The 17,688-nt window shown below is 71.6% G+C and carries 18 protein-coding genes; 10 read left to right on the forward strand and 8 right to left on the reverse strand.

What is annotated here, in order from left to right:
* Window positions 1-72: 72 nt before the first annotated feature.
* Window positions 73-1,521 (forward strand): MXAN_6577-like cysteine-rich protein, encoded by a 1,449-nt coding sequence (locus DB32_RS04165; RefSeq protein WP_053231119.1) that lies wholly within the window; start codon window positions 73-75, stop codon window positions 1,519-1,521.
* A 435-nt stretch (window positions 1,522-1,956) separates the two neighbouring features.
* Here DB32_RS04165 and DB32_RS04170 read toward each other — a convergent pair whose 3' ends face one another.
* Together DB32_RS04170 and DB32_RS04175 are read right to left on the reverse strand one after the other, a co-directional pair.
* Entirely contained in the window at window positions 1,957-3,294 is a 1,338-nt protein-coding gene (locus DB32_RS04170) for a dicarboxylate/amino acid:cation symporter (RefSeq protein ID WP_053231120.1), read from the reverse strand.
* A 21-nt stretch (window positions 3,295-3,315) separates the two neighbouring features.
* Window positions 3,316-3,831, reverse strand: coding sequence for a GNAT family N-acetyltransferase (locus DB32_RS04175; RefSeq protein ID WP_053231121.1), 516 nt, complete (start codon window positions 3,829-3,831; stop codon window positions 3,316-3,318).
* Window positions 3,832-3,894: 63 nt separating this feature from the next.
* Here DB32_RS04175 and DB32_RS04180 point away from each other — a divergent pair, with 63 nt between their 5' ends.
* Entirely contained in the window at window positions 3,895-4,119 is a 225-nt protein-coding gene (locus tag DB32_RS04180; RefSeq protein WP_053231122.1) for a DUF2188 domain-containing protein, read from the forward strand.
* A 618-nt stretch (window positions 4,120-4,737) separates the two neighbouring features.
* Here the strand turns inward: DB32_RS04180 and DB32_RS04185 are convergent.
* The gene (locus DB32_RS04185; protein ID WP_053231123.1) at window positions 4,738-5,322 is read right to left on the reverse strand and encodes a hypothetical protein; all 585 of its coding nucleotides are present in this window, start codon (window positions 5,320-5,322) and stop codon (window positions 4,738-4,740) included.
* A 190-nt stretch (window positions 5,323-5,512) separates the two neighbouring features.
* Between DB32_RS04185 and DB32_RS46375 the strand changes: the two genes are divergently transcribed.
* A complete protein-coding gene (locus DB32_RS46375) occupies window positions 5,513-6,166 on the forward strand; it encodes a hypothetical protein (protein WP_157068703.1) in 654 nt (217 codons plus the stop codon).
* A 54-nt stretch (window positions 6,167-6,220) separates the two neighbouring features.
* Here the strand turns inward: DB32_RS46375 and DB32_RS04195 are convergent, their stop codons facing one another.
* Together DB32_RS04195 and DB32_RS04200 are read right to left on the reverse strand one after the other, a co-directional pair.
* The gene (locus tag DB32_RS04195) at window positions 6,221-7,597 is read right to left on the reverse strand and encodes an ATP-binding protein (protein ID WP_169791330.1); all 1,377 of its coding nucleotides are present in this window, start codon (window positions 7,595-7,597) and stop codon (window positions 6,221-6,223) included.
* A gap of 57 nt (window positions 7,598-7,654) precedes the next feature.
* Window positions 7,655-8,524: a hypothetical protein gene (locus tag DB32_RS04200; protein WP_053231126.1), complete on the reverse strand. Its 870-nt coding sequence runs from the start codon at window positions 8,522-8,524 to the stop codon at window positions 7,655-7,657.
* A 738-nt stretch (window positions 8,525-9,262) separates the two neighbouring features.
* On the opposite strand from DB32_RS04200, the gene DB32_RS46380 reads away from it, so the two are divergent.
* The 6 genes from DB32_RS46380 (at window position 9,263) to DB32_RS04230 (ending at window position 15,241) form a co-directional block, all read left to right on the forward strand.
* A complete protein-coding gene (locus DB32_RS46380) occupies window positions 9,263-9,655 on the forward strand; it encodes a hypothetical protein (protein WP_157068704.1) in 393 nt (130 codons plus the stop codon).
* Window positions 9,656-10,169: 514 nt separating this feature from the next.
* Window positions 10,170-11,207, forward strand: a complete 1,038-nt coding sequence (locus tag DB32_RS04210; RefSeq protein ID WP_053231128.1) for a ligase-associated DNA damage response exonuclease — start codon at window positions 10,170-10,172, stop codon at window positions 11,205-11,207.
* Entirely contained in the window at window positions 11,207-12,919 is a 1,713-nt protein-coding gene (locus tag DB32_RS04215; protein ID WP_053231129.1) for an ATP-dependent DNA ligase, read from the forward strand. Before DB32_RS04210 ends, DB32_RS04215 begins: the two co-directional genes overlap by 1 nt.
* Window positions 12,916-13,401 carry a hypothetical protein gene (locus DB32_RS04220; protein ID WP_053231130.1) on the forward strand — a complete coding sequence of 162 codons (486 nt, stop codon included), beginning with the start codon at window positions 12,916-12,918 and terminating at the stop codon, window positions 13,399-13,401. The genes DB32_RS04215 and DB32_RS04220 overlap by 4 nt, the downstream gene beginning before the upstream one ends.
* A 67-nt stretch (window positions 13,402-13,468) precedes the next feature.
* Window positions 13,469-14,413, forward strand: coding sequence for an acyl-CoA desaturase (locus tag DB32_RS04225; protein ID WP_083457134.1), 945 nt, complete (start codon window positions 13,469-13,471; stop codon window positions 14,411-14,413).
* Window positions 14,414-14,446: 33 nt separating this feature from the next.
* The gene (locus DB32_RS04230) at window positions 14,447-15,241 is read left to right on the forward strand and encodes a C-type lectin domain-containing protein (protein WP_053231131.1); all 795 of its coding nucleotides are present in this window, start codon (window positions 14,447-14,449) and stop codon (window positions 15,239-15,241) included.
* 22 nt (window positions 15,242-15,263) lie between these two features.
* On the opposite strand, the gene DB32_RS04235 is transcribed toward DB32_RS04230, so the two are convergent.
* Window positions 15,264-15,614, reverse strand: a complete 351-nt coding sequence (locus DB32_RS04235; RefSeq protein WP_053231132.1) for a TerB family tellurite resistance protein — start codon at window positions 15,612-15,614, stop codon at window positions 15,264-15,266.
* A 59-nt stretch (window positions 15,615-15,673) separates the two neighbouring features.
* Here DB32_RS04235 and DB32_RS04240 point away from each other — a divergent pair, with 59 nt between their 5' ends.
* Complete coding sequence (locus DB32_RS04240) at window positions 15,674-16,135, forward strand: tetratricopeptide repeat protein (RefSeq protein WP_053231133.1); 462 nt, start codon at window positions 15,674-15,676, stop codon at window positions 16,133-16,135.
* 4 nt (window positions 16,136-16,139) lie between these two features.
* On the opposite strand, the gene DB32_RS04245 is transcribed toward DB32_RS04240, so the two are convergent.
* Both DB32_RS04245 and DB32_RS04250 read right to left on the reverse strand, forming a co-directional pair.
* On the reverse strand, window positions 16,140-16,700 hold the full coding sequence (locus DB32_RS04245) for a hypothetical protein (protein ID WP_157068705.1): 561 nt from the start codon (window positions 16,698-16,700) through the stop codon (window positions 16,140-16,142).
* A gap of 10 nt (window positions 16,701-16,710) precedes the next feature.
* Window positions 16,711-17,631 (reverse strand): hypothetical protein, encoded by a 921-nt coding sequence (locus DB32_RS04250; RefSeq protein WP_053231135.1) that lies wholly within the window; start codon window positions 17,629-17,631, stop codon window positions 16,711-16,713.
* Window positions 17,632-17,688 lie beyond the last annotated feature (57 nt).

Raw genomic sequence — 17,688 nt, forward strand, 5'->3', positions numbered from 1 at the left:
AGGAGGCGATCGCGCGTTTGAAGGAGCCGCGCCGAGGGGCCATGCACGGTGCGTCGACCGGGGGGAAGACGCATGCGGACGAGAATCGCGCTCGGGATCGCGCTGATGACGGCGCTGTCGATGGTCGCGTGTGGAGACGACGGCGCAGCCGGGACACCGGATGCGGGAGGTGGGCTCCACGCGGGGATGGATGCGGCGGTCGGCTCGGACGCCGGCGCGCCGACCGACGGCGGGCCGCGCGACGGTGGTCCGCCCGCGTGCGACGCAGGCGAGACGCGCTGCGGAGCGACCTGCGTGCGCCTCGACGACGATCCCACGAGCTGCGGCGCGTGTGGCAACGCGTGCGCGAGCGGCGAGGTGTGCAGCCTCGGCGTGTGCAGCGTCGCGTGCGATCCCGGTCTGACGGAGTGCAGCGGTGCGTGCGTCGACGTCGGCGCCGACGTCGAGAATTGCGGAGCGTGCGGCAACGCGTGCCGCGCCGATCAGCTCTGCGCGGAGGGTGCATGCACGTGCGCCGCGTGGGAGCGCGAATGCGCTGGTGCGTGCGTCGACGTCGGCATCGACCCCGCGAATTGTGGCGCGTGCGGCAACGCGTGCGCGTCGGGCGAGGTCTGCAGCGCAGGCGCGTGCAGCACCACCGGATGCGCCGAGGGCCTGACCGACTGCGCTGGCGCCTGCGTCGACACGCTCAGCGACGACGCGAACTGCGGCGGGTGCGGCTTCGCGTGCGCGGGCGGGACGATCTGCACGGGCGGTGTGTGCGAGTGCCCCGCGACGCTCGATCTCTGCGACGGGACCTGCGTCGACACCGCGAGCGACGCCGCGAATTGCGGTGGGTGCGGGATCGCGTGCGCGGCGGGCGAGGTGTGCGCGGCGGGCGTGTGCGACGCGCCGTGCCCCACGGGAACGACGCGCTGTGGCCGGCGCTGCATCGACACCACGACGAGCGATCGCCACTGCGGCGCGTGCGGCAACGTGTGCAGCGGCGGCACCGAGTGCGCCGCCGGCGCGTGCGTGTGCCCGAGCGGCACCGTCGCGTGCGACGGCGTGTGCGTCGATGCGATGGTCGATCCGCAGCACTGCGGCGCGTGCGGCAACGCGTGCGCTGCGAACGAGGCGTGCGCCGCGGGGAGCTGCACCGCGGTGTGCCCCGCCGGCACCGCGAACTGCGCGGGCGCGTGCGTCGACGCGCAGACGTCGCCCGAGAACTGCGGCGGATGCGGCATCACCTGCACCGGCGACTCCGTCTGCGCGGGAGGCGAGTGCGTGTGCCCCGCGTCGCTCACGCGATGCGGGCGTCGCTGCGCCGACGTGACGAGCGACCCGCACCACTGCGGCGCCTGCGAGAACGAGTGCCGCGTGGGCGCGTGCGAGGCGTCGACGTGCGCGTGCCCGGCGAGCACGATGCCGTGCGACGGCGTGTGCGCGGCGGTGCAGCGCGATCCGATGAATTGCGGGAGCTGCGGCACCACGTGCGCGGCGGGCGAGCGCTGCCGCATGGGCGCGTGCGAAGCCCCGTAGCTCGAACATTCGAAAGATCGGCTCGCCCGCCGGTCCCTACCCGTCCGCGCGCTTCGCGCGCTCCGGTCCGGGGCCGGCGGGACGAGCACTCCGGTGAAGAATCGGCTCGCCCGCCGGTCCCTACCCGTCCGCGCGCTTCGCGCGCTCCGGTCCGGGACCGGCGGGACGAGCACTCCGGTGAAGAATCGGCTCGCCCGCCGCTCCCTACCCGTCCGCGCGCTTCGCGCGCTCCCGTCCGGGACCGGCGGGACGAGCACTCCGGTGAAGAATCGGCTCGCCCGCCGCTCCCTACCCGTCCGCGCGCTTCGCGCGCTCCCGTCCGGGACCGGCGGGAGGAGCACTCCGGTAAGAATCGGCTCGCCCGCCGCTCCCTACGGGTCCGCGCGCTTCGCGCGCTCCGGTCCGGGACCGGCGGGACGAGCACTCCTGCAGCGACTAGACGTCGAGTTTCGCGCTCTCCTCGGGGTTCGTGCCGAGCACGCCTTCCCAGCGCGCGATCACGACGCTCGCGAGGCCGTTGCCGATCACGTTGATGGTCGTGCGCGCCATGTCCATCACCTCGTCGACCGCGAGCAGCATCGCGACGCCCGCTTCGCCGGGCAGACCGAAGCTCGCCGCGGTGCCCGCGATGATCACGAGCGTCGCGCGCGGCACGCCCGCGACGCCCTTCGACGTCAGCATGAACGCGAGCACCATCAAGAGCTGCTGCGAGATCGTCAGCTCGATGTGCGCCGCCTGCGCGATGGTCAGCGACGCGAGCACGAGATAGAGCGTCGAGCCGTCGAGGTTGAACGAGTAGCCCGCGGGGATGACGAAGCTCGCCACGCGGCGCGGGACGCCGAACGCGATCACGTCCTCGAGCAATCGAGGGAGCGCCGCCTCGCTCGACGCGGTGGTGAACGCGGTGAGCGCCGGCTCGCGGATCTGCCGCAGGAAGGGCAGCACCTTGATGCGCACGATCAGCATCACCGGCACCAGCACGAACGTGAAGAAGATGAGCAGCGCGAGGTACAAGCTGCCGACGAGCCGCGCGTAGCGACCGAGCAGATAGAAGACCGCGGGCCAGCCGTGCACGACGTGCCCGTCGACCTCGTGGCCCGCGGCCATGTGGCTCACGTTGTAGGCCATCGCGCCGAACACCCCGAGCGGCGTCAGGCGCATCACGAGGTCGGTGTACTTGAACATCACCTGCGCGACGCTCTCCGCGAACGCCATCACCGGCGCGCCGCGCTCGCCGATGCGCGTGAGCGAGATGCCGAACAGCACCGCGAACACGACGATCGGCAGGAGGTCCGCCTCGGCCCAGTGCTTCGCGAGGTTCGACGGGAAGAGATGCAGCGCGAGATCCCACCCGCTCTGCGGCGCCGCGGGCGCGACGCCCGACGTCGCCGAGAGGTCGATCGGCAGCCCGTCGCCCGGACGGAGCCAGTTCGCGACGAAGAGCCCGACGAAGAGCGCGATCGTGGTGACGACCTCGAAGTAGATGAGCGCCTTCGCGCCCATGCGCCCGACGGCCTTGAGGTCGCCCGTCTGCGCGATGCCGACGATGATCGTCGAGACGAGCAGCGGGACGATCAGCCCCTTGATCAGCGCGATGAACGCGCGCGACAGGAAGCGGAAGAGCTCGTACGCGACCGGATGCTGGTCCTGTGGGAAGAACCCGCCGAGCACGACGCCCAGCACGAGCCCGACGACGATCCACAGCGTGCCGGACCGGTACCACGGCTTCTTCGCGACGGGATGGATGGGCTCGGCGGGCGCGGAGATCGACATCGCGCGCCGACATTAGCGCGCTCACACGAGATCGCGCGCGAGGAACACGCGTCGCTCGACCGGATATCCACCCGCGAGCTCGCGTTGGAAGATCGTGCGCATGCCGGGGCCGATCTCGCGCTCGTCGAGCTCGCGGAAGCCGAGGCGCAGGTACCACGGACCGTTGAACGGCACGTCGCGCATCGTCGCGAGCGTGAGGCGCGTGAGCCCGCGGGCGCGAGCCCACTCGATCGACGCCTCGACCAGGGCGCGCCCGACGCCGCGCTGGCCGTGATCCGGATGCACGTCGAGCTCGTCGAGGTGCCCGTGCCAGTCGACGCGCGAGAGCAGCGCGAACCCGATCGGTCGATCCTGGTGATCGACCGCGAGGAGCAGCCGCTGCTCGCGTCGTGCTTCGTCGAGGATCGCGACCGGCGTGGTCGCGCTGCCGAACAGCACGTCGAGGCCCCACGGCGCGAAGAGGCGCGCTGCCTCGCGCTCGATCGTCCCGAGCGTGGCGAGATCGTCGTCCTCGCGCGCTGCGCGGATCGTCGGCATGCGCGCGCAGCGTGTCACACCGAGCGGAACGCGCCGTGCCTATCTCCGCGGCGGAGGTGCGTCATGGACGGCCGGACCGTGTACCACGTGGAGCCCGAGGACGATCTCTGGCGAGTGAAGCTCGCGGGCGACAGCCAGACCGAGTACGCCGACACGAAGGAGAGCGCGATCGCGCGCGCGAAGCAGCTCGCCCGACGCGCCCCGCGCGCTCAGGTGGTGATCTTCGACGAGGACGGCCGCGTCGAGCAGGAGATCTACTTCGACCCGAGCACCGAGCGGAGCGTGTAGATCTCCGCGCGAGGTGAGGCTTCGGTGAGGGCGCGGGGCATGGGGCCCCTCGCTAGGCCTCGCGACCGGCCCGAGGGGAGGCTGAGGCGTCGGGTACCGAGTCGTTCTCGTCCGCGCGCGAAGCGCTCGGACGAGAACCAGGCAGGTGCGTGGCTGCCGTCGGGCGGGTCGCTGCGGAAGCGCTCGGGCCCCATGCCCCGCGCCCTGCTGGCGAGGCTTCGGCCGCGCGAGGCGTGAGCGTGACGCGGTGGGTGGCGGGAAAGGCGCGTGCTCGCTCGAGTCCGCTTCGCGTCCTCGCGCGATCACGCGCGGACCGACTCGCCCTTCGGGCATCGTGGCCGGATGAGACGTTCCGCCGCGCAGGCGACGAGCTCGACTCTCCGGCGAGCTTGCTACGATCCGCGCCTTCCGGGCGGACCGCCGCGCAGAGATCGAGCGCCTCCCGGTCGGATGCTGGTGAGCGACGCGCCCAGAGCGCGCCGGAGACCGTGAGCGCGTGCTTCCGCGAGGTCGATACTTGGCGGCAGCGTCTGCGCGCGCACTCCGAACAGACTCTCGGCGGAACCGAGTCTTCGGGAGCGATCGAGTCTTCTCGAGAGTGATCGCGCGGATCTTGCCCTACCGTTGCTCGCGCCGGAACGAGCTGAAGAACAAGTCGCGGAGGACGCGATCGCCGCCTCGCGATTCCAACACATAGGCGTGGTGAGAGCAGACGAGGATCCGGAAGCGACGAAGACGATCAGTGCCGTCGTTCACGCCGAACTGGGTGCCGCGACAGTCATCGATCGCCAGTGGCGCTTCGTCGAGGGCGTGGGCGTCCCCGCGAAGCTCGGCGCGAAGCACGCCCAGCACCGATGTGGCCTCGTGATCAGGCGCGATCTCGAACCATGAGAGCTGCAAGCCGGCGCGCGAGTCTGACCAGGCGAGGGCGGAACCAAGACCCAGCGCCTCGCTCGTCGCCGACTCGGCCCTCGTCAGCGGCGGCATGCGCGCAGAAGCCTCGCCGCTCGCGATCACTCTCCGATCCCACAGCACCGGGTAGTCGTCATCGGTCCGCGGAACCACGGGTGACGTGACGATCGGCTCGAGCTTCGGCGCGTGAGCGACAGAAGCCGACGGTGCACCGTCACACGTGCAGCTCGCGCAGATGGCCGACAGGACGGCGAACTGCACTGAGAACGCGCTGTCGCGTGCGGTCGTCATACACACGGTGGCGCCAGCCCCCCTCGCTCAAACGCCGGATCGCGAACGTAGCCCAGTCGCTCGAGGTCGTCCGCGACGTACGCTCACCAAGGTGATGGAGACGTTGCCGAGATGGAGGCCTCCGCGGTCCGGCGCTCGGTCTACGACGTCCACGACCGTGCGTGACGGGGACGGGGTTCGTACGCTCGGCGTGATCGTCGTGCTCGGCGGACGCAGATGGGTTCAGGCGCTCAGCCGGACGATCTCGGGCGTCGCGCGGTCGGCACCCGCGACGAGGCTGCGCGTGACGAACTGGCGTGCACTCGCAATCGGGCTCGCGGTGATGTCGATCGGGTGCGGCATTGCTGCCGACCCGACCGTCGGGGGCCAAGCGCGTCGGCGCTGCGTCGCGCTGCCGCGGTGCGACCACGCGAGCCGCTTCGATGGGTACTGGGGTTCCGTCGTGCAAGGTTCCCGGTACGGAGATCTCTTTCTGGTTCGGGGATGCATGGTGGTCGCACGCTATGCCTACGATGCCTTCCAGTACCCGCGTGGCGAGTGCTTCGAGGACGGAAACCCCGGCGACGCGTTCGCGCTCCACGCGCGCATCACGCCGGATTCCATCGAGTTCGGGGGTTGTCGTGGAGCACTGATGTATCGTGCATCGTCGTCGGACGAACTCGTGCGCGAGGAGGCGTCTGGGGCTGTGACGCGATACCGTCGCATCCCCGAGGACGACATTTCGTCGCGAGACCGAGCTGACTTCGAGTGCGTGGGAGGATCGAGCATCGGTGTGCCGGAGTGGTTCGATGACGCGGAGCCGCGCGACCGACTCGAGTCGTCGAGTGCGAACACGGAGCGATGAACGCCGCGGGCCATAGACGGACGCCGTTCTCGGTTCAGGCGTGGACAGCGCGGCTCAGCGAGGCGCTCGCGCTCTTCGGATCTCGCTCTGGGTCATCGGGCCGCGCAGGTACGACATCGCCCAGCGCGGCTGGAGCAGACACAGCTCGGGCGCCTTCGCGTCGCGCACCACGAACCAGCGGTGCGACAGCTTCTTCACCAGCGCGCCGAGCTGGCTCTTCTTCTCGTCCTCGCCGAGCGCCTCCACCACGCGCGCTCGGTCCGCGTCGGTCTGCAGGCGCCCGAGCACCCAGGTGCCCGCGTTCGACAGCGCGCGATAGTCGAGGTCCATCGGGTTCTGCGTCGCGAGCACGCAGCCGACGCCGTACGCGCGCGCCTGCTTCATCAGCGCGACGAGCGGACGCTTGGTCGGCGGGCTCGCGGGGTGCGGCGGGATGAACCCGAACACCTCGTCGAACACGATCAGCGCGCGCAGCCGCGCGCTGCCCGGCAGGCTGCGCACCCACGTCAGCACTTCCTCGAGCACGACGCCGAGCACCAGCGCGCGCTCCTCGTCGTCGAGGTGCGCCACGCTCACGATCGTCGCCGGCGTCTTGCCGTCGACCTTCTCCATCCACGCGCCCACGTCGAGCTCGCGCCCGGTGCGCCACGACGCGAACGAGGGCGACGCGATCAGGGTGTTCAGATCCGCCGCGAGCTCGCCGCGCAGCCGCGCGGGCACGAACGCGTCGACCGGCAGCGCGCCGATGAAGCCGATCGGCGGCTCGAGGATCTCCGGGACCAGCGCGTCGAGGGGCGCGCTCTCGCCGCGACGGAGCCGCGCCTCGGCGAGCACCGAGAGCAGCGCGTGCTCGCGGCTCTTGCCGGGATCGCCGTCGCGCCCGGTGAGGCGCAGCACCAGCGAGATCGCGGCGCTCAGCGCAGCGCGCGCGCCCGCGACGTCGTGATCCCAGCGCGACGAACGGCGCTCGAGCGCGGAGAGCAGATGAAGCGGCTCGCCCGCGTCGGAGCCCGGCGTCAGCACGCGCACCGTCGAGCGCGCCTCGAGCTCGGCGAGCTGGTCCTCGCCGATCTCCCACGCGCGCAGCCCCTCCTCGCGCTGGCGCGCCGCCTCGAGCACCACCGGCTCGTCCGCGACGCCGTCCTCGTCGCCCGCGGTGGGCTCGACCCACGGCGCCATCAGCGCGGGATCGAACGACGGGAACGCGAGCGCGAGGTTCGGCAGATCGCCCTTCACGTCGATCACGAGCACCGGGATCTCGGCGCGCAGCGCCTCTTCGACCATCACGGTCACGAGCCCGGTCTTGCCGCTGCCGGTCATGCCCACGACCACCGCGTGCGTGAGCAGGTGGTGCGCCGGGAGCTCGAACGCGCCGAGCCCGTGCCGACCATCGATCGAGTGGCGCGCGCCGAGGCGAAGCCGAGCAGTCATCGTCGTCATCTCCGAAGAAATGCGCGCGGACCCATCGGGGCCCGCGCGCTCTCGAGGTCACTCGGTGAACGGACCGTCGCCGATGGGACCGGGCGTCGGGATCGGCACGACCGGCACGACCGGCGTCGCCGGCTGCGTGTCCTCGCCCGCCGGCGGCGTGTCGGTGCCCCGGCCGCTGCTGCTGCGACGGCGCCCCGACCAGAGCGAGGGCGCGATGGAATCCGCGTCGCCCTCCCACCAGCGCACGTACGTGAGCATCCGGCGGGCCTCGCCGTAGGTCTTCACGAGCAGGCCCAGCGCGCGCGAGCGCATGTCGGCCGCGGGCAGGCGCGTCGAGCCCTGCTCGCGCGCGTTGAGCCGGTGCAGGAGCCCCGTCGCCCTGCGCTCCGCGCGGTCGATGTCCTCGACCGTCAGCGGCGTCTTGCTGCGCAACGTCGCCCAGCTCTCGCGCAGCAGCGCGACGAGCACGAGCGTGCTGTTGATGACGGTGCGGTAGCCCTGCACCGGACGACCGAGATCGACGCGAGCGGGGTCGAGCAGCTTGCGGTTCGCGAGCGAGTCGCAGTCGGTCAGCAGCAGCTTGTGGTCCTGTGCGAGCTCGGCGAACGGCTCCGCCATGTCGCTCGCCGAGTCCGACGCGGTGAGCTCGACGTCCGCCTGCACGGCCGCGTGCGCGACGACGAGCAGATCGTCGACGATCGCGAGACCGTCCTCGCCGAACTGCGCGCCCATCGCGGCGCGATGCTTCGCGATGCGCGGAAGGCTGCCCATGACGATCCCGGCGGCCGCAGAGGGCTCGAGGCCCAGGACGCTCGGCAGCGCCGAGGGCAGCACGCTCGCGAGCAGCTCGCGCTTGCGGTCGAGCGCTTCCTTCGGCGTCGGAGACGCGGGGCTGAAGATGATCTCGTCACGAGGACTCTCGGGCACGGTGTCGCTCCTTCGTTTCTTCGCGCTCGAGTGCGCGAATGCCCGGGTGTCGGCGCGAGGGGAGCGGCGTTGCGCGCGAGGCGCGAAAAAGATCGGGAGGCGGCGAGTTGGGGTGTCGGGGACGACGGAGGTCGATTTTGGAATCGAACTTTGGGTGTTGGTGACCCCGGAGGTCGATTTTGAAATCGGTGTTTGGGTGTCAGCGACCCCAGAAGTCGATTCTGAGATCGATGTTTGGGTGTCAGCGACCACGGCGGTCGATTTCGGGATCGGCGGGCGCGTGTCGGACACGCGGCGATCGATTCCAGAATCGGCCCGTGGGTCTCCGAGACGCCGCGGTCGATCTCGGAAGCGGCGCGCGCGTGTCCAGGTGCTAGGCGGTAGGCGCTACTCGGCGAGAGAAGAACGATGCGCCGTGTCGGGGGAAGGAACTCGCGCCGCGCACCTGATGCGAAGGCACTCGCACTCGCCGACGTCGTCGACGCCGATGCCGCGCCACACGAGACGCCGTTCGGACGAGTGCAATAGGTCAACGCGGTGACCGTGCTCCAGGAAGCGCCTGCCGTTCCTCGAGGTGCACCACGTCCGCACGCTCGCCGAGGGCGGGCCGGAACGCCCGACAGCGCGACGGAGGTCTGCCCGAAGTGCCGTCGTGCGTGCACTACGCTGCCCATCGCGCGCGCGGCGCCGAGCGACTCTATCGACGTCGCCGCGCTCAGGCACGGTTGACAATCGCCGGTGCTGCGCGCGGTGCTCACGCGCGGGACGGCGATCGCGCGCGACCGGGAGCGGCTCGTATCTCAGCGTGCGCGAGGGCGCGCCCGTCTTCGGCTACGGTTGCTCGCGCCGGAACGAGCTGAAGAACAAGTCGCGGAGGACGCGATCGCCTCCTCGCGATTCCAACACATAAGCGTGCTGAGCGCAGACCAGGATTCGGAAGCGACGAAGATGATCAGTGCCGTCGTTCGCCCCGAACTGGGTACCGTGACAGTCATCGATGGCCAGTGGCGCTTCGTCGAGGGCGTGGTTGTCGCCGCGAACCTCGTCGCGAAGCACGCGCACCAACGATGTGCCGTCCTGATCTGCCGCGATCTCGAACCACGAGACCTGCAACCCGGCGCGCGCGTCTGACCAGGCGAGGGCGGATCCGCGGCCCAGCGCCTCGCTCGTCGCCGACTCGGCCCTCGTCAGTGGCGGCATGCGCGTAGAGGCCTCGCCGCTCGCAATCACCCTTCGATCCCACAGCACCGGGTAGTCGTCATCGGTGCGCGGAACCACGGGTGACCTAACCATCGGCGCGAGCTTCGGCGCGTGAGCGACAGGAGCCGCCGGTGCAACGTCACACGCGCAGCTCGTGCAGACTAGAAGGGTGATTTGCAGCGAGAACGCTCTCTCGCGTGTGGCTCTCATGGGCACCGGTGTCGTGAGCTCCGCTCGCTCCACCCGTGTCGAGATTGTAGCCCCTGAGACGCCGCTCGAGTCGCCGAGCAGACCTCCCAGCACCACCGGGGGCGAGCTTGGTGAGAAGATCGGCATCGAGGAAGTGAAGCGCCTCGGGCGATCGATTCCGAACGCGCCTGCCGCCCGTCGGTGCTTGCTCTGCGCGTCGCTTCGCCCCCGCCCCTCCTCGTGATATCGCCACCCCATGGCGCTGCTCGAGCCCGATGATCGTGGCCTCTGGTGCGCCGCGGGCGGCTTCCACGTCGATCCGTGGGCGCCCGTGCCGCGCGCGCTGCTCACGCACGGGCACGGCGATCACGCGCGCCCCGGATCGGGCTCGTACCTCAGCGTGATCGAGGGCGCGCCCATCCTCCGCCGTCGGCTCGGCGACGACGCGACCATCCAGACGCTCGCCTACGGCGAGCGTCTGAGCATCGGCGACACGACGGTCTCGCTGCACCCCGCCGGTCACGTGCTCGGCTCGGCGCAGGTGCGCATCGAGCACGCGGGCGAGACCTGGGTCGTCACCGGCGACTACAAGCGCGATCGCGATCCGACCTGCGCGCCCTTCGAGCCGCAGCGCTGCGACGTGCTCGTGACCGAGGCGACGTTCGCGCTGCCGATCTATCGATGGCCCGACCCGGCGCGCGTGATCGACGAGATCGTCGCCTTCTGGGACGAGGCGCGCGATGCGGGCGTGCCCGCGCTGCTCTTCTGCTACGCGCTCGGCAAGGCGCAGCGCATCCTCGCCGAGCTCGCGGCGCGCGGGATCGATCGTCCGGTGCACGCGCACGGCGCGATGATGGGCATCACCGACGTCTACCGCGCGAGCCCGGGGATGCCGCCGATGCTCGAGCTCCGCAGCGCGACCGACGCGAAGAAAAAAGAGCTCGAAGGCGCGCTCGTGCTCTCGCCGCTCTCGGCGCGCGGGACCTCGTGGATCCGTCGCTTCTCGAAGGCGCGCAGCGGGTTCGCATCGGGCTGGATGCAGGTGCGCGGCGATCGACGTCGACGCGCGATCGATCGCGGCTTCGTGCTGAGCGATCATGCCGACTGGCCCGCGCTGCTGCGGACGATCGACGAGAGCGGCGCGTCGCGCGTGCTCGCGACCCACGGCTTCGCGGACGCGCTCGCGCGCTACGTGCGCGAGACGCGCGGCATCGACGCAGGCGTGCTCGCGACGCGCTACGAGGGCGAAGCCGGTGCCGAGCCCGACGTTCCCGTCGAGGAAGAGGCGCCCTGATGCACGCGTTCGCGCGCCTCTACGAGCGGCTCGATGGGACGACGTCGACGCAGGCGAAGGTCGACGCGATGCGCGACTACTTCCGGGATGCGCCGCCCGAGGACGCCGCGTGGGCGCTCTTCTTCCTCACCGGTCGTCGCTTCAAGCGCCTCGTCCCGGTGCGCGCGATGGCGGGCTGGGCGATGGAGGTCACCGGCGTGCCCGGCTGGCTCTTCGAGGAGTGTTACGGCGCGGTCGGTGATCTCGCGGAGATCATCGCGCTGCTCGTCGCCGGCATGCCCTACGACGTGCCGCCCGAGCCGCGCGCGGTGATCACGCCGAAGGATGCCCGCGCGGCGCGCAGCCTCTTCGACGACGAGCCCGCGCCCGAGGTCCCCGCTGCGATCCGACCGACGGCGCTCGCGAGCTGGGCCCACGCGATCCTCGCGCTGCGCGATCTGCCCGAGCCGGTGCAGCGCGCGCGGGTGCTCGCGCTGTGGCGCGACCTCGATCGCACCGAGCTGATGCTCGTCACGAAGATGATCACCGGCGAGATGCGCGTCGGCGCGTCCGCGCTGCTCGTGCAGCGCGCGGTGTCCGTCGCGAGCGGCGTGCCTGCGCCCGTGATCGCGCATCGCATGATGGGCACGTGGGAGCCCGACGCGGCGATCTTCGCGCGGCTGATCGCGCCTGCGTCGATCGAGGAAGATCCCTCGCGTCCCTATCCGTTCGCGCTCGCGTCGCCGCTCGAGCAGTCCCCGGAGACGCTCGGTCCGCGCGACGAGTGGCGCGCCGAGTGGAAGTGGGACGGCATCCGCTGCCAGCTGGTGCGCCGCGCCGGAGAGCTCTGGCTCTGGTCGCGCGGCGAGGATCTCGTCACCGAGCGGTTTCCCGAGATCGTGCACGCCGCGCAGGGTCTGCCCGACGGTCTCGTGCTCGACGGCGAGGCGATGGCGTGGCGCGACGATCGCCCGCTGCCCTTCGCGATCATGCAGCGACGCATCGGGCGCAAGGTGCTCGGCCCGAAGGTGCTCGCGGAGGCGCCGGTCGTGTTCCTCGCGTACGACCTGCTCGAGGAGGATCGCGAGGACCTGCGCGAGCGCCCGTTCGACGAGCGACGCGCGCGCCTCGAGCATGTGATCCGCGAGCGCGGCGATCCGCGGCTGCGCCTGTCGCCGCTGATCGACGCGCCGAGCTGGGAAGCGCTCGCCGAGCTGCGCGCTCGCTCGCGGGAAGAGGGCACCGAAGGGCTGATGCTCAAACATCGCGACGCGCCGTATCGCCCGGGTCGTCGTCGCGGCGAATTCTGGAAGTGGAAGATCGAGCCGTACTCGGTGGACGCGGTGCTCGTCTACGCGCAGCCGGGCTCGGGCAAGCGCTCGAACCTGTTCACCGACTACACGTTCGCGGTGTTCGACGAGAACCGCGAGCTCGTGCCCTTCGCGAAGGCGTACTCGGGGCTCGAGGACGAGGAGATCACGGAGCTCGATCGCTGGATCCGACGCAACACCCTCGATCGTCACGGCCCGGTGCGCGTGGTCGAGCCGGTGCACGTCTTCGAGCTCGCCTTCGAGGGGATCGCGCCGTCGACGCGACATCGCTCGGGCGTCGCGGTGCGCTTCCCGCGCATCGCGCGCTGGCGTCGTGACAAGCCGGTCGCGGAGGCAGACACGATCGAGTCGCTGCGCGCGCTGTTGCGCGCGCCCAAGGATCCGCCGGAGGGCGACGTATGAAGGGCATGCACCGCCGCGCCGCGCTCCTCACGGTCCTCGCGCTCTCGCTGTCCGCTTCGATCGCGCACGCCGATCTCGTCCCGAGCCCGCCGCCGCTCCTCACGATCCGCGGTCAGGACTCGATGGTCACGACGAACACCGGCGCGCCCACGCACGCGTTCTTCACGCTGCACAACGGCGGCTCGGTGCCGGTGCAGGTGCGCATCGAGGCGCTGGTGTGTCTGCTGCCGAACATGCGCCTGCCGCTCACGGTGCGCGCGGTGCTGGTCGACTCGCGCGACGCGGGCCGGACGATCGCGGTCGCGCCCGGGCAGGACGTCCCGATCGAGGTGCTCTTCGACGGCCTCTCGGAGGAGGCCGCGCGGGGCTCGAGCTGGTCGTTCGAGCTGCGCGCCGACGTGCGCGGGGAGCGCGACGGCCGCGTGCACGCGACGTCGACGGTGCGCCGCGGGATCCGTCACCCGATCCGACACGCGCGTTGACCGAACCGTGACATTGGCTGACCGAACCATGACGGCGGGACGATGAGGCGATCCGCATCATGCGGGCATGCCTCCGAGCGCGGTGCCGACTGCGACCCTGACCCCCGACGCGGTGTTCGCGCCGTCCGAGACGGACGCGACGCCTCCGGCCGCGACCACCACCGAGCGCCCGCGTCACCGCTACGAGTGGCTCGCGACGCTGCCGTTCATCCTCTGCCACGTCGCGGTGCTCGGCGCGCTCTGGTCGGGCGTCACCTGGCAGGCGATCGTCGTCTGCATCGCGCTCTACTGGATCCGCATCTTCGGCGTGACGGCGGGCTACCACCGCTACTTCTCGCACCGGACGTTCGAGACGAGCCGCCCGATGCAGTTCGTGCTCGCGTGGATCGCGCAGTCGACCTCGCAGAAGGGCGCGATCTGGTGGGCGTCGCACCACCGTGCGCACCACCTCTACTCGGACAGCGAGCGCGACCTCCACTCGCCGCGCCAGCACGGCTTCCTGCACGCGCACCTCGGCTGGCTCTTCTCGGGCAGCGACAAGACCGAGTGGAACCGCGTGAAGGACCTCGCGAAGTTCCCCGAGCTCGTGTGGCTCGAGAAGTACTACCTGGTGCCGCCGATCGTCACGGGCTTCCTCGTGTGGCTGTTCTTCGGCTGGAGCGGGCTCTTCATCGGGTTCTTCCTGAGCACCGTGTTCACGTGGCACGGCACGTTCTTCATCAACAGCCTCGCGCACGTGTGGGGCACGCGTCGCTTCGAGACGAAGGACGACAGCCGCAACAACGCGTTCCTCGCGCTCGTGACGATGGGCGAGGGCTGGCACAACAACCACCACCACTACATGAGCTCGGCGCGCCAGGGCTTCTATTGGTGGGAGATCGACCTGACCTACTACGTGCTCGTCGCGATGGAGAAGGTCGGGCTCGTGTGGAACCTGAAGCAGCCGCCGGAGCGCGTGCTGGAGGCCGGCCGACGCGCCGACGCCGAGCGTCGCGCGCTCGCGCGGGGTTGATCGCGCGGCCCGAGGCCGCCACGCTGCGCACCGATGCGGTGCATCGCGCGATCGAGCCGCGTGCTCGTCCTCTGCGTCGTCCTCGGGGCGGGGACATCCGCGTGCTCGCTCGAGCGCGCGTCGATCGCGGGCCAACCGAACGGCGGGCCGGGCCCGGTCGATGCGAGCGGCGATCGCGACGCGTCCGTCGCGCTCGATGGCGGTGAGCGCGTGGTCGACGCCGCGCTCACCGATGCGGCAGCGCGCGATGATGCGGCAGCGCCCGGCGACGCAGGCACCGACCCGCCGATCGATGCCGCGCTCGCCGAGGCGGGCACCGACGCGGGCGCGCCCGACGCGGGCGGCCCGTGTTCGCCCGGAGCGCCCGAGCGCTGCGACGGGCGCGACGAGGACTGCGACGATCTCGTCGACGAAGGCAGCGGCGACTGCGGATGCGATCGCGTGCTCGGCGCGCAGGGTCGCTCGTACCTCTTCTGCACCGCGACGCGCACCTACGACGACGCGCGCGCGTTCTGCGCCGCGCGCGGCTACGACCTCGTGGTGATCGACGACGAGGACGAGAACGCGTTCGTCCGCGCCGAGCAGCGCACGCGCGGCAGCGACTTCTACATCGGTCTCGACGACCGAGGTGCCGAGCGCACGTTCGTGTGGGTCGACGGCCGCACCGCGTGGAGGAACGGCACGTCGGAGCTCTTCACGGCGTGGGCGGGCGGTCAGCCCGACGACTTCTTCGGCGAGGACTGCGTCCAGATGCGCGAGAACGGGCGGTGGAACGACGTCGACTGCGGCGACGGGTTCCGGCACGTGTGCGAGTCGGCGCTGCCCTGAGGCGCAGCGCCTCGCGTCGCGCTCACGCCGGGGCGGGCATGTTCCACAGCGCGCGGAGGTCGGCGAGCATCTTCAGCTCCGCCGAGCTCTCCACCTCGGCCGCCGCGACCGACTCGAGCACGTCGAGCATCAGCTCGCGCGACTCGGGGCGCGTCACCCCACGCGTGACCGCTTCGAGCTCGCGCTCGTTGGTCACGGACTGCGCGGCGCGCTCGATCGCCTCCCAGAACGCCTCGGGATCTCCGAGCTCCTCGGCGATGGCGTGGAGCCGCTCCGACTCCTCGCTCGAGTAGCTGCGGTCGAGGCGCAGCATCGTGCGGACCAGCGCGGCGAGCGCGAGGCGCTCCTGCGGATTGAGCTGTGTGAAGTCCACGAGGGCAATCTACCGCAACCGGCGCGCCATCGGCCGTGCGCGCTATCATCGCGAGGCACATGGAGGACGAGGGGGAGGGCAGGCGGCTCGTCGCGTTCGCCGATCAGCTCTCGTCGGAGGGTCGCTACGAAGAGGCGATCGGCTGGTACGAGCGCGCGATCGCGTGTGCGCCGAGCGCGCTCGGTGGGTACCGCTTCGTGATCGGCGAGCTCCTCTTCGAGCTGCAGAGGTACCCCGACGCAGCGCGCGCGTTCGAGATGGTCGTGACCGCGCTGCCCGCGCACGCGCAGGGCTGGGAGGCGCTCGGGCGCACCTGCTCGATGCTCGGCGCGCACGATCGCGCCGCGATGGCGCTCGAGCACGCGATCGCGCTCGCGCCGGGGTGGGCCGAGCCCTGTTATCACGCCGCGCTCGCGTACGCGGAGCTCGGACAGCGCGCGGCGGTGGAGGATCGGCTGCGCCGCGCGATCGCGCTGGACCCACGGTTCGCCGAGGCGGCGCGCGACGACGGGCTGATGTGAGCGCTCAGCGCGTCTCGATCTCGAAGGGCTCGCCCTCGAGCCGATGCGCGCCGCCGCAGCTCGTCGCGACGAAGCGATAGGTACCGGGCTCCGCGGGGGCGCAGCGATCGCACGCGCACTGCGCGTCGCCCATCGTGCCGAGCCACGCGGGCGGGTGCAGCGCCGCGCCGGGCGCGAGCTCCACGCACGCCGGAGCCTCGCGCTCGCACGAGGGACGCAGCGCGAGCTCGACGGGATCGACGCGCGTGAAGCGGCCGTCGTCCGATGCGCGCTCGAGCACGAGGCGCGGCGAGACGCGCGCGAGCTCGGTGCCGCGGTTCTCGACGACGATCGCGATCTCGCGGCCGGCGCGCGCGGGCGTGCCGCGGATCGCGAGGACGGGCGCGGGGCCGGTCTCGGCGGGCGCTTCGGTCGAGCCCTGGTCCGCCGCGGTGGTGGTCGCGCTCGTGGTGGACGTCGGCGTCTCGCCGACCTGCTCCGGCGCGCCCTGCGCCGGCGTGCTCGTGCCGCGCGATCCGCTGCACGACGCGAGCATCGCGATCCAGAGAAAGAGCGTCCGCGTCATCGTGCGCACCCTATCGCGATCCCGCCGCCGCGTCGTCCGCGACCTCGGCGGAGGGCGGCGGCGTGGGACGCAGCGACGCGATCGTCGAGTCGACGTAGAAGCTCGCGACCTCCATCGAGGCGAACGCGACGAGCACCACGACGAACGACGCGACGGGCCCGACGCCGCTCGCCATGCGCGCGGTCGATCGCAGCGACACGAAGAGCAGCGCGAGCGGCACCACGACGAGCAGGCCTCGGATCGTGAGGAACGTGTCGACGTGCGGATGCTCGGGCGAGATCCAGTAGAGGACCGACACCGCGGCCGCGCCGAGCGGGAGGAGGAACGCGCGGTAGAGCACCGCGCGCAGCGGCGCGTCCCTGGCCGGAAGGCCCCCGTGCGGCGACGACGAGGGTGCGTACGAGCGCGCGAGGCTCACGTAGGGGAGCGCGAACGCCGCGAGCTGCAGCGTCGAGAGCCCGAGGCCGAGGCCCATCGCGCGCGCCACGTCGATCGCGATCGCGCCCGCGTCCGCGTCGCCGAGCACCTCGACGCGCATCGCGCCGAAGAGGAGCGTGCTCGTCATCTCGACGATCTCGGTCACGAGCGCGAGCGGCACGAACGAGAGCGCGAAGAAGATCCACGCCGCGCCGACGCCGTCGCGCGCGAACGCGGGCGCGCTGCTCACGGGGCGCAGCGCGCTGCCGAGCGTCGCGACGAAGCGCGCGGGCAGCGAGCGCGACGAGTCCTCCCACGGGATCGGCGGCGCCGCCGCCGCGGGGTCGCGCATCAAGCACGCGTGGCAGCGCCGGATCGGGTGGTGCCAGCACGCGAGGCACGCGTAGCTGCCGCAGCGCGGGCACACGGCGAGCGCGGGACGGTCGGAGTGCTCGGCGCACGTCGCGCCCTCGGGCGGCGTCTCGACGCGGTCGTCGTCGTCGCGGTCGCTCACGCGCGCGCTCTTACCACGAGGGATCGCGGGACGCCCTCGCTCGTCCGGCGAGGGCGT

Origin of the sequence: Sandaracinus amylolyticus, from assembly GCF_000737325.1 — a bacterium.
GTDB classification, from domain to species: domain Bacteria; phylum Myxococcota_A; class Polyangia; order Polyangiales; family Sandaracinaceae; genus Sandaracinus; species Sandaracinus amylolyticus.

Excerpts from the sequence above, each read along its gene's own strand:
- DB32_RS04180 (WP_053231122.1), top strand. The coding sequence starts at position 3,895 with ATGGACGGCCGGACCGTGTACCACGTGGAGCCCGAGGACGATCTCTGG.
- DB32_RS04215 (WP_053231129.1), top strand. The coding sequence starts at position 11,207 with ATGCACGCGTTCGCGCGCCTCTACGAGCGGCTCGATGGGACGACGTCG.
- DB32_RS04245 (WP_157068705.1), bottom strand. The coding sequence starts at position 16,700 with ATGACGCGGACGCTCTTTCTCTGGATCGCGATGCTCGCGTCGTGCAGC.
- DB32_RS04165 (WP_053231119.1), top strand. The coding sequence starts at position 73 with ATGCGGACGAGAATCGCGCTCGGGATCGCGCTGATGACGGCGCTGTCG.
- DB32_RS04175 (WP_053231121.1), bottom strand. The coding sequence starts at position 3,831 with ATGCCGACGATCCGCGCAGCGCGCGAGGACGACGATCTCGCCACGCTC.
- DB32_RS04195 (WP_169791330.1), bottom strand. The coding sequence starts at position 7,597 with ATGACTGCTCGGCTTCGCCTCGGCGCGCGCCACTCGATCGATGGTCGG.
- DB32_RS04220 (WP_053231130.1), top strand. The coding sequence starts at position 12,916 with ATGAAGGGCATGCACCGCCGCGCCGCGCTCCTCACGGTCCTCGCGCTC.
- DB32_RS04210 (WP_053231128.1), top strand. The coding sequence starts at position 10,170 with ATGGCGCTGCTCGAGCCCGATGATCGTGGCCTCTGGTGCGCCGCGGGC.
- DB32_RS04240 (WP_053231133.1), top strand. The coding sequence starts at position 15,674 with ATGGAGGACGAGGGGGAGGGCAGGCGGCTCGTCGCGTTCGCCGATCAG.
- DB32_RS04185 (WP_053231123.1), bottom strand. The coding sequence starts at position 5,322 with ATGACGACCGCACGCGACAGCGCGTTCTCAGTGCAGTTCGCCGTCCTG.
- DB32_RS04225 (WP_083457134.1), top strand. The coding sequence starts at position 13,469 with ATGCCTCCGAGCGCGGTGCCGACTGCGACCCTGACCCCCGACGCGGTG.
- DB32_RS04170 (WP_053231120.1), bottom strand. The coding sequence starts at position 3,294 with ATGTCGATCTCCGCGCCCGCCGAGCCCATCCATCCCGTCGCGAAGAAG.
- DB32_RS04230 (WP_053231131.1), top strand. The coding sequence starts at position 14,447 with ATGCGGTGCATCGCGCGATCGAGCCGCGTGCTCGTCCTCTGCGTCGTC.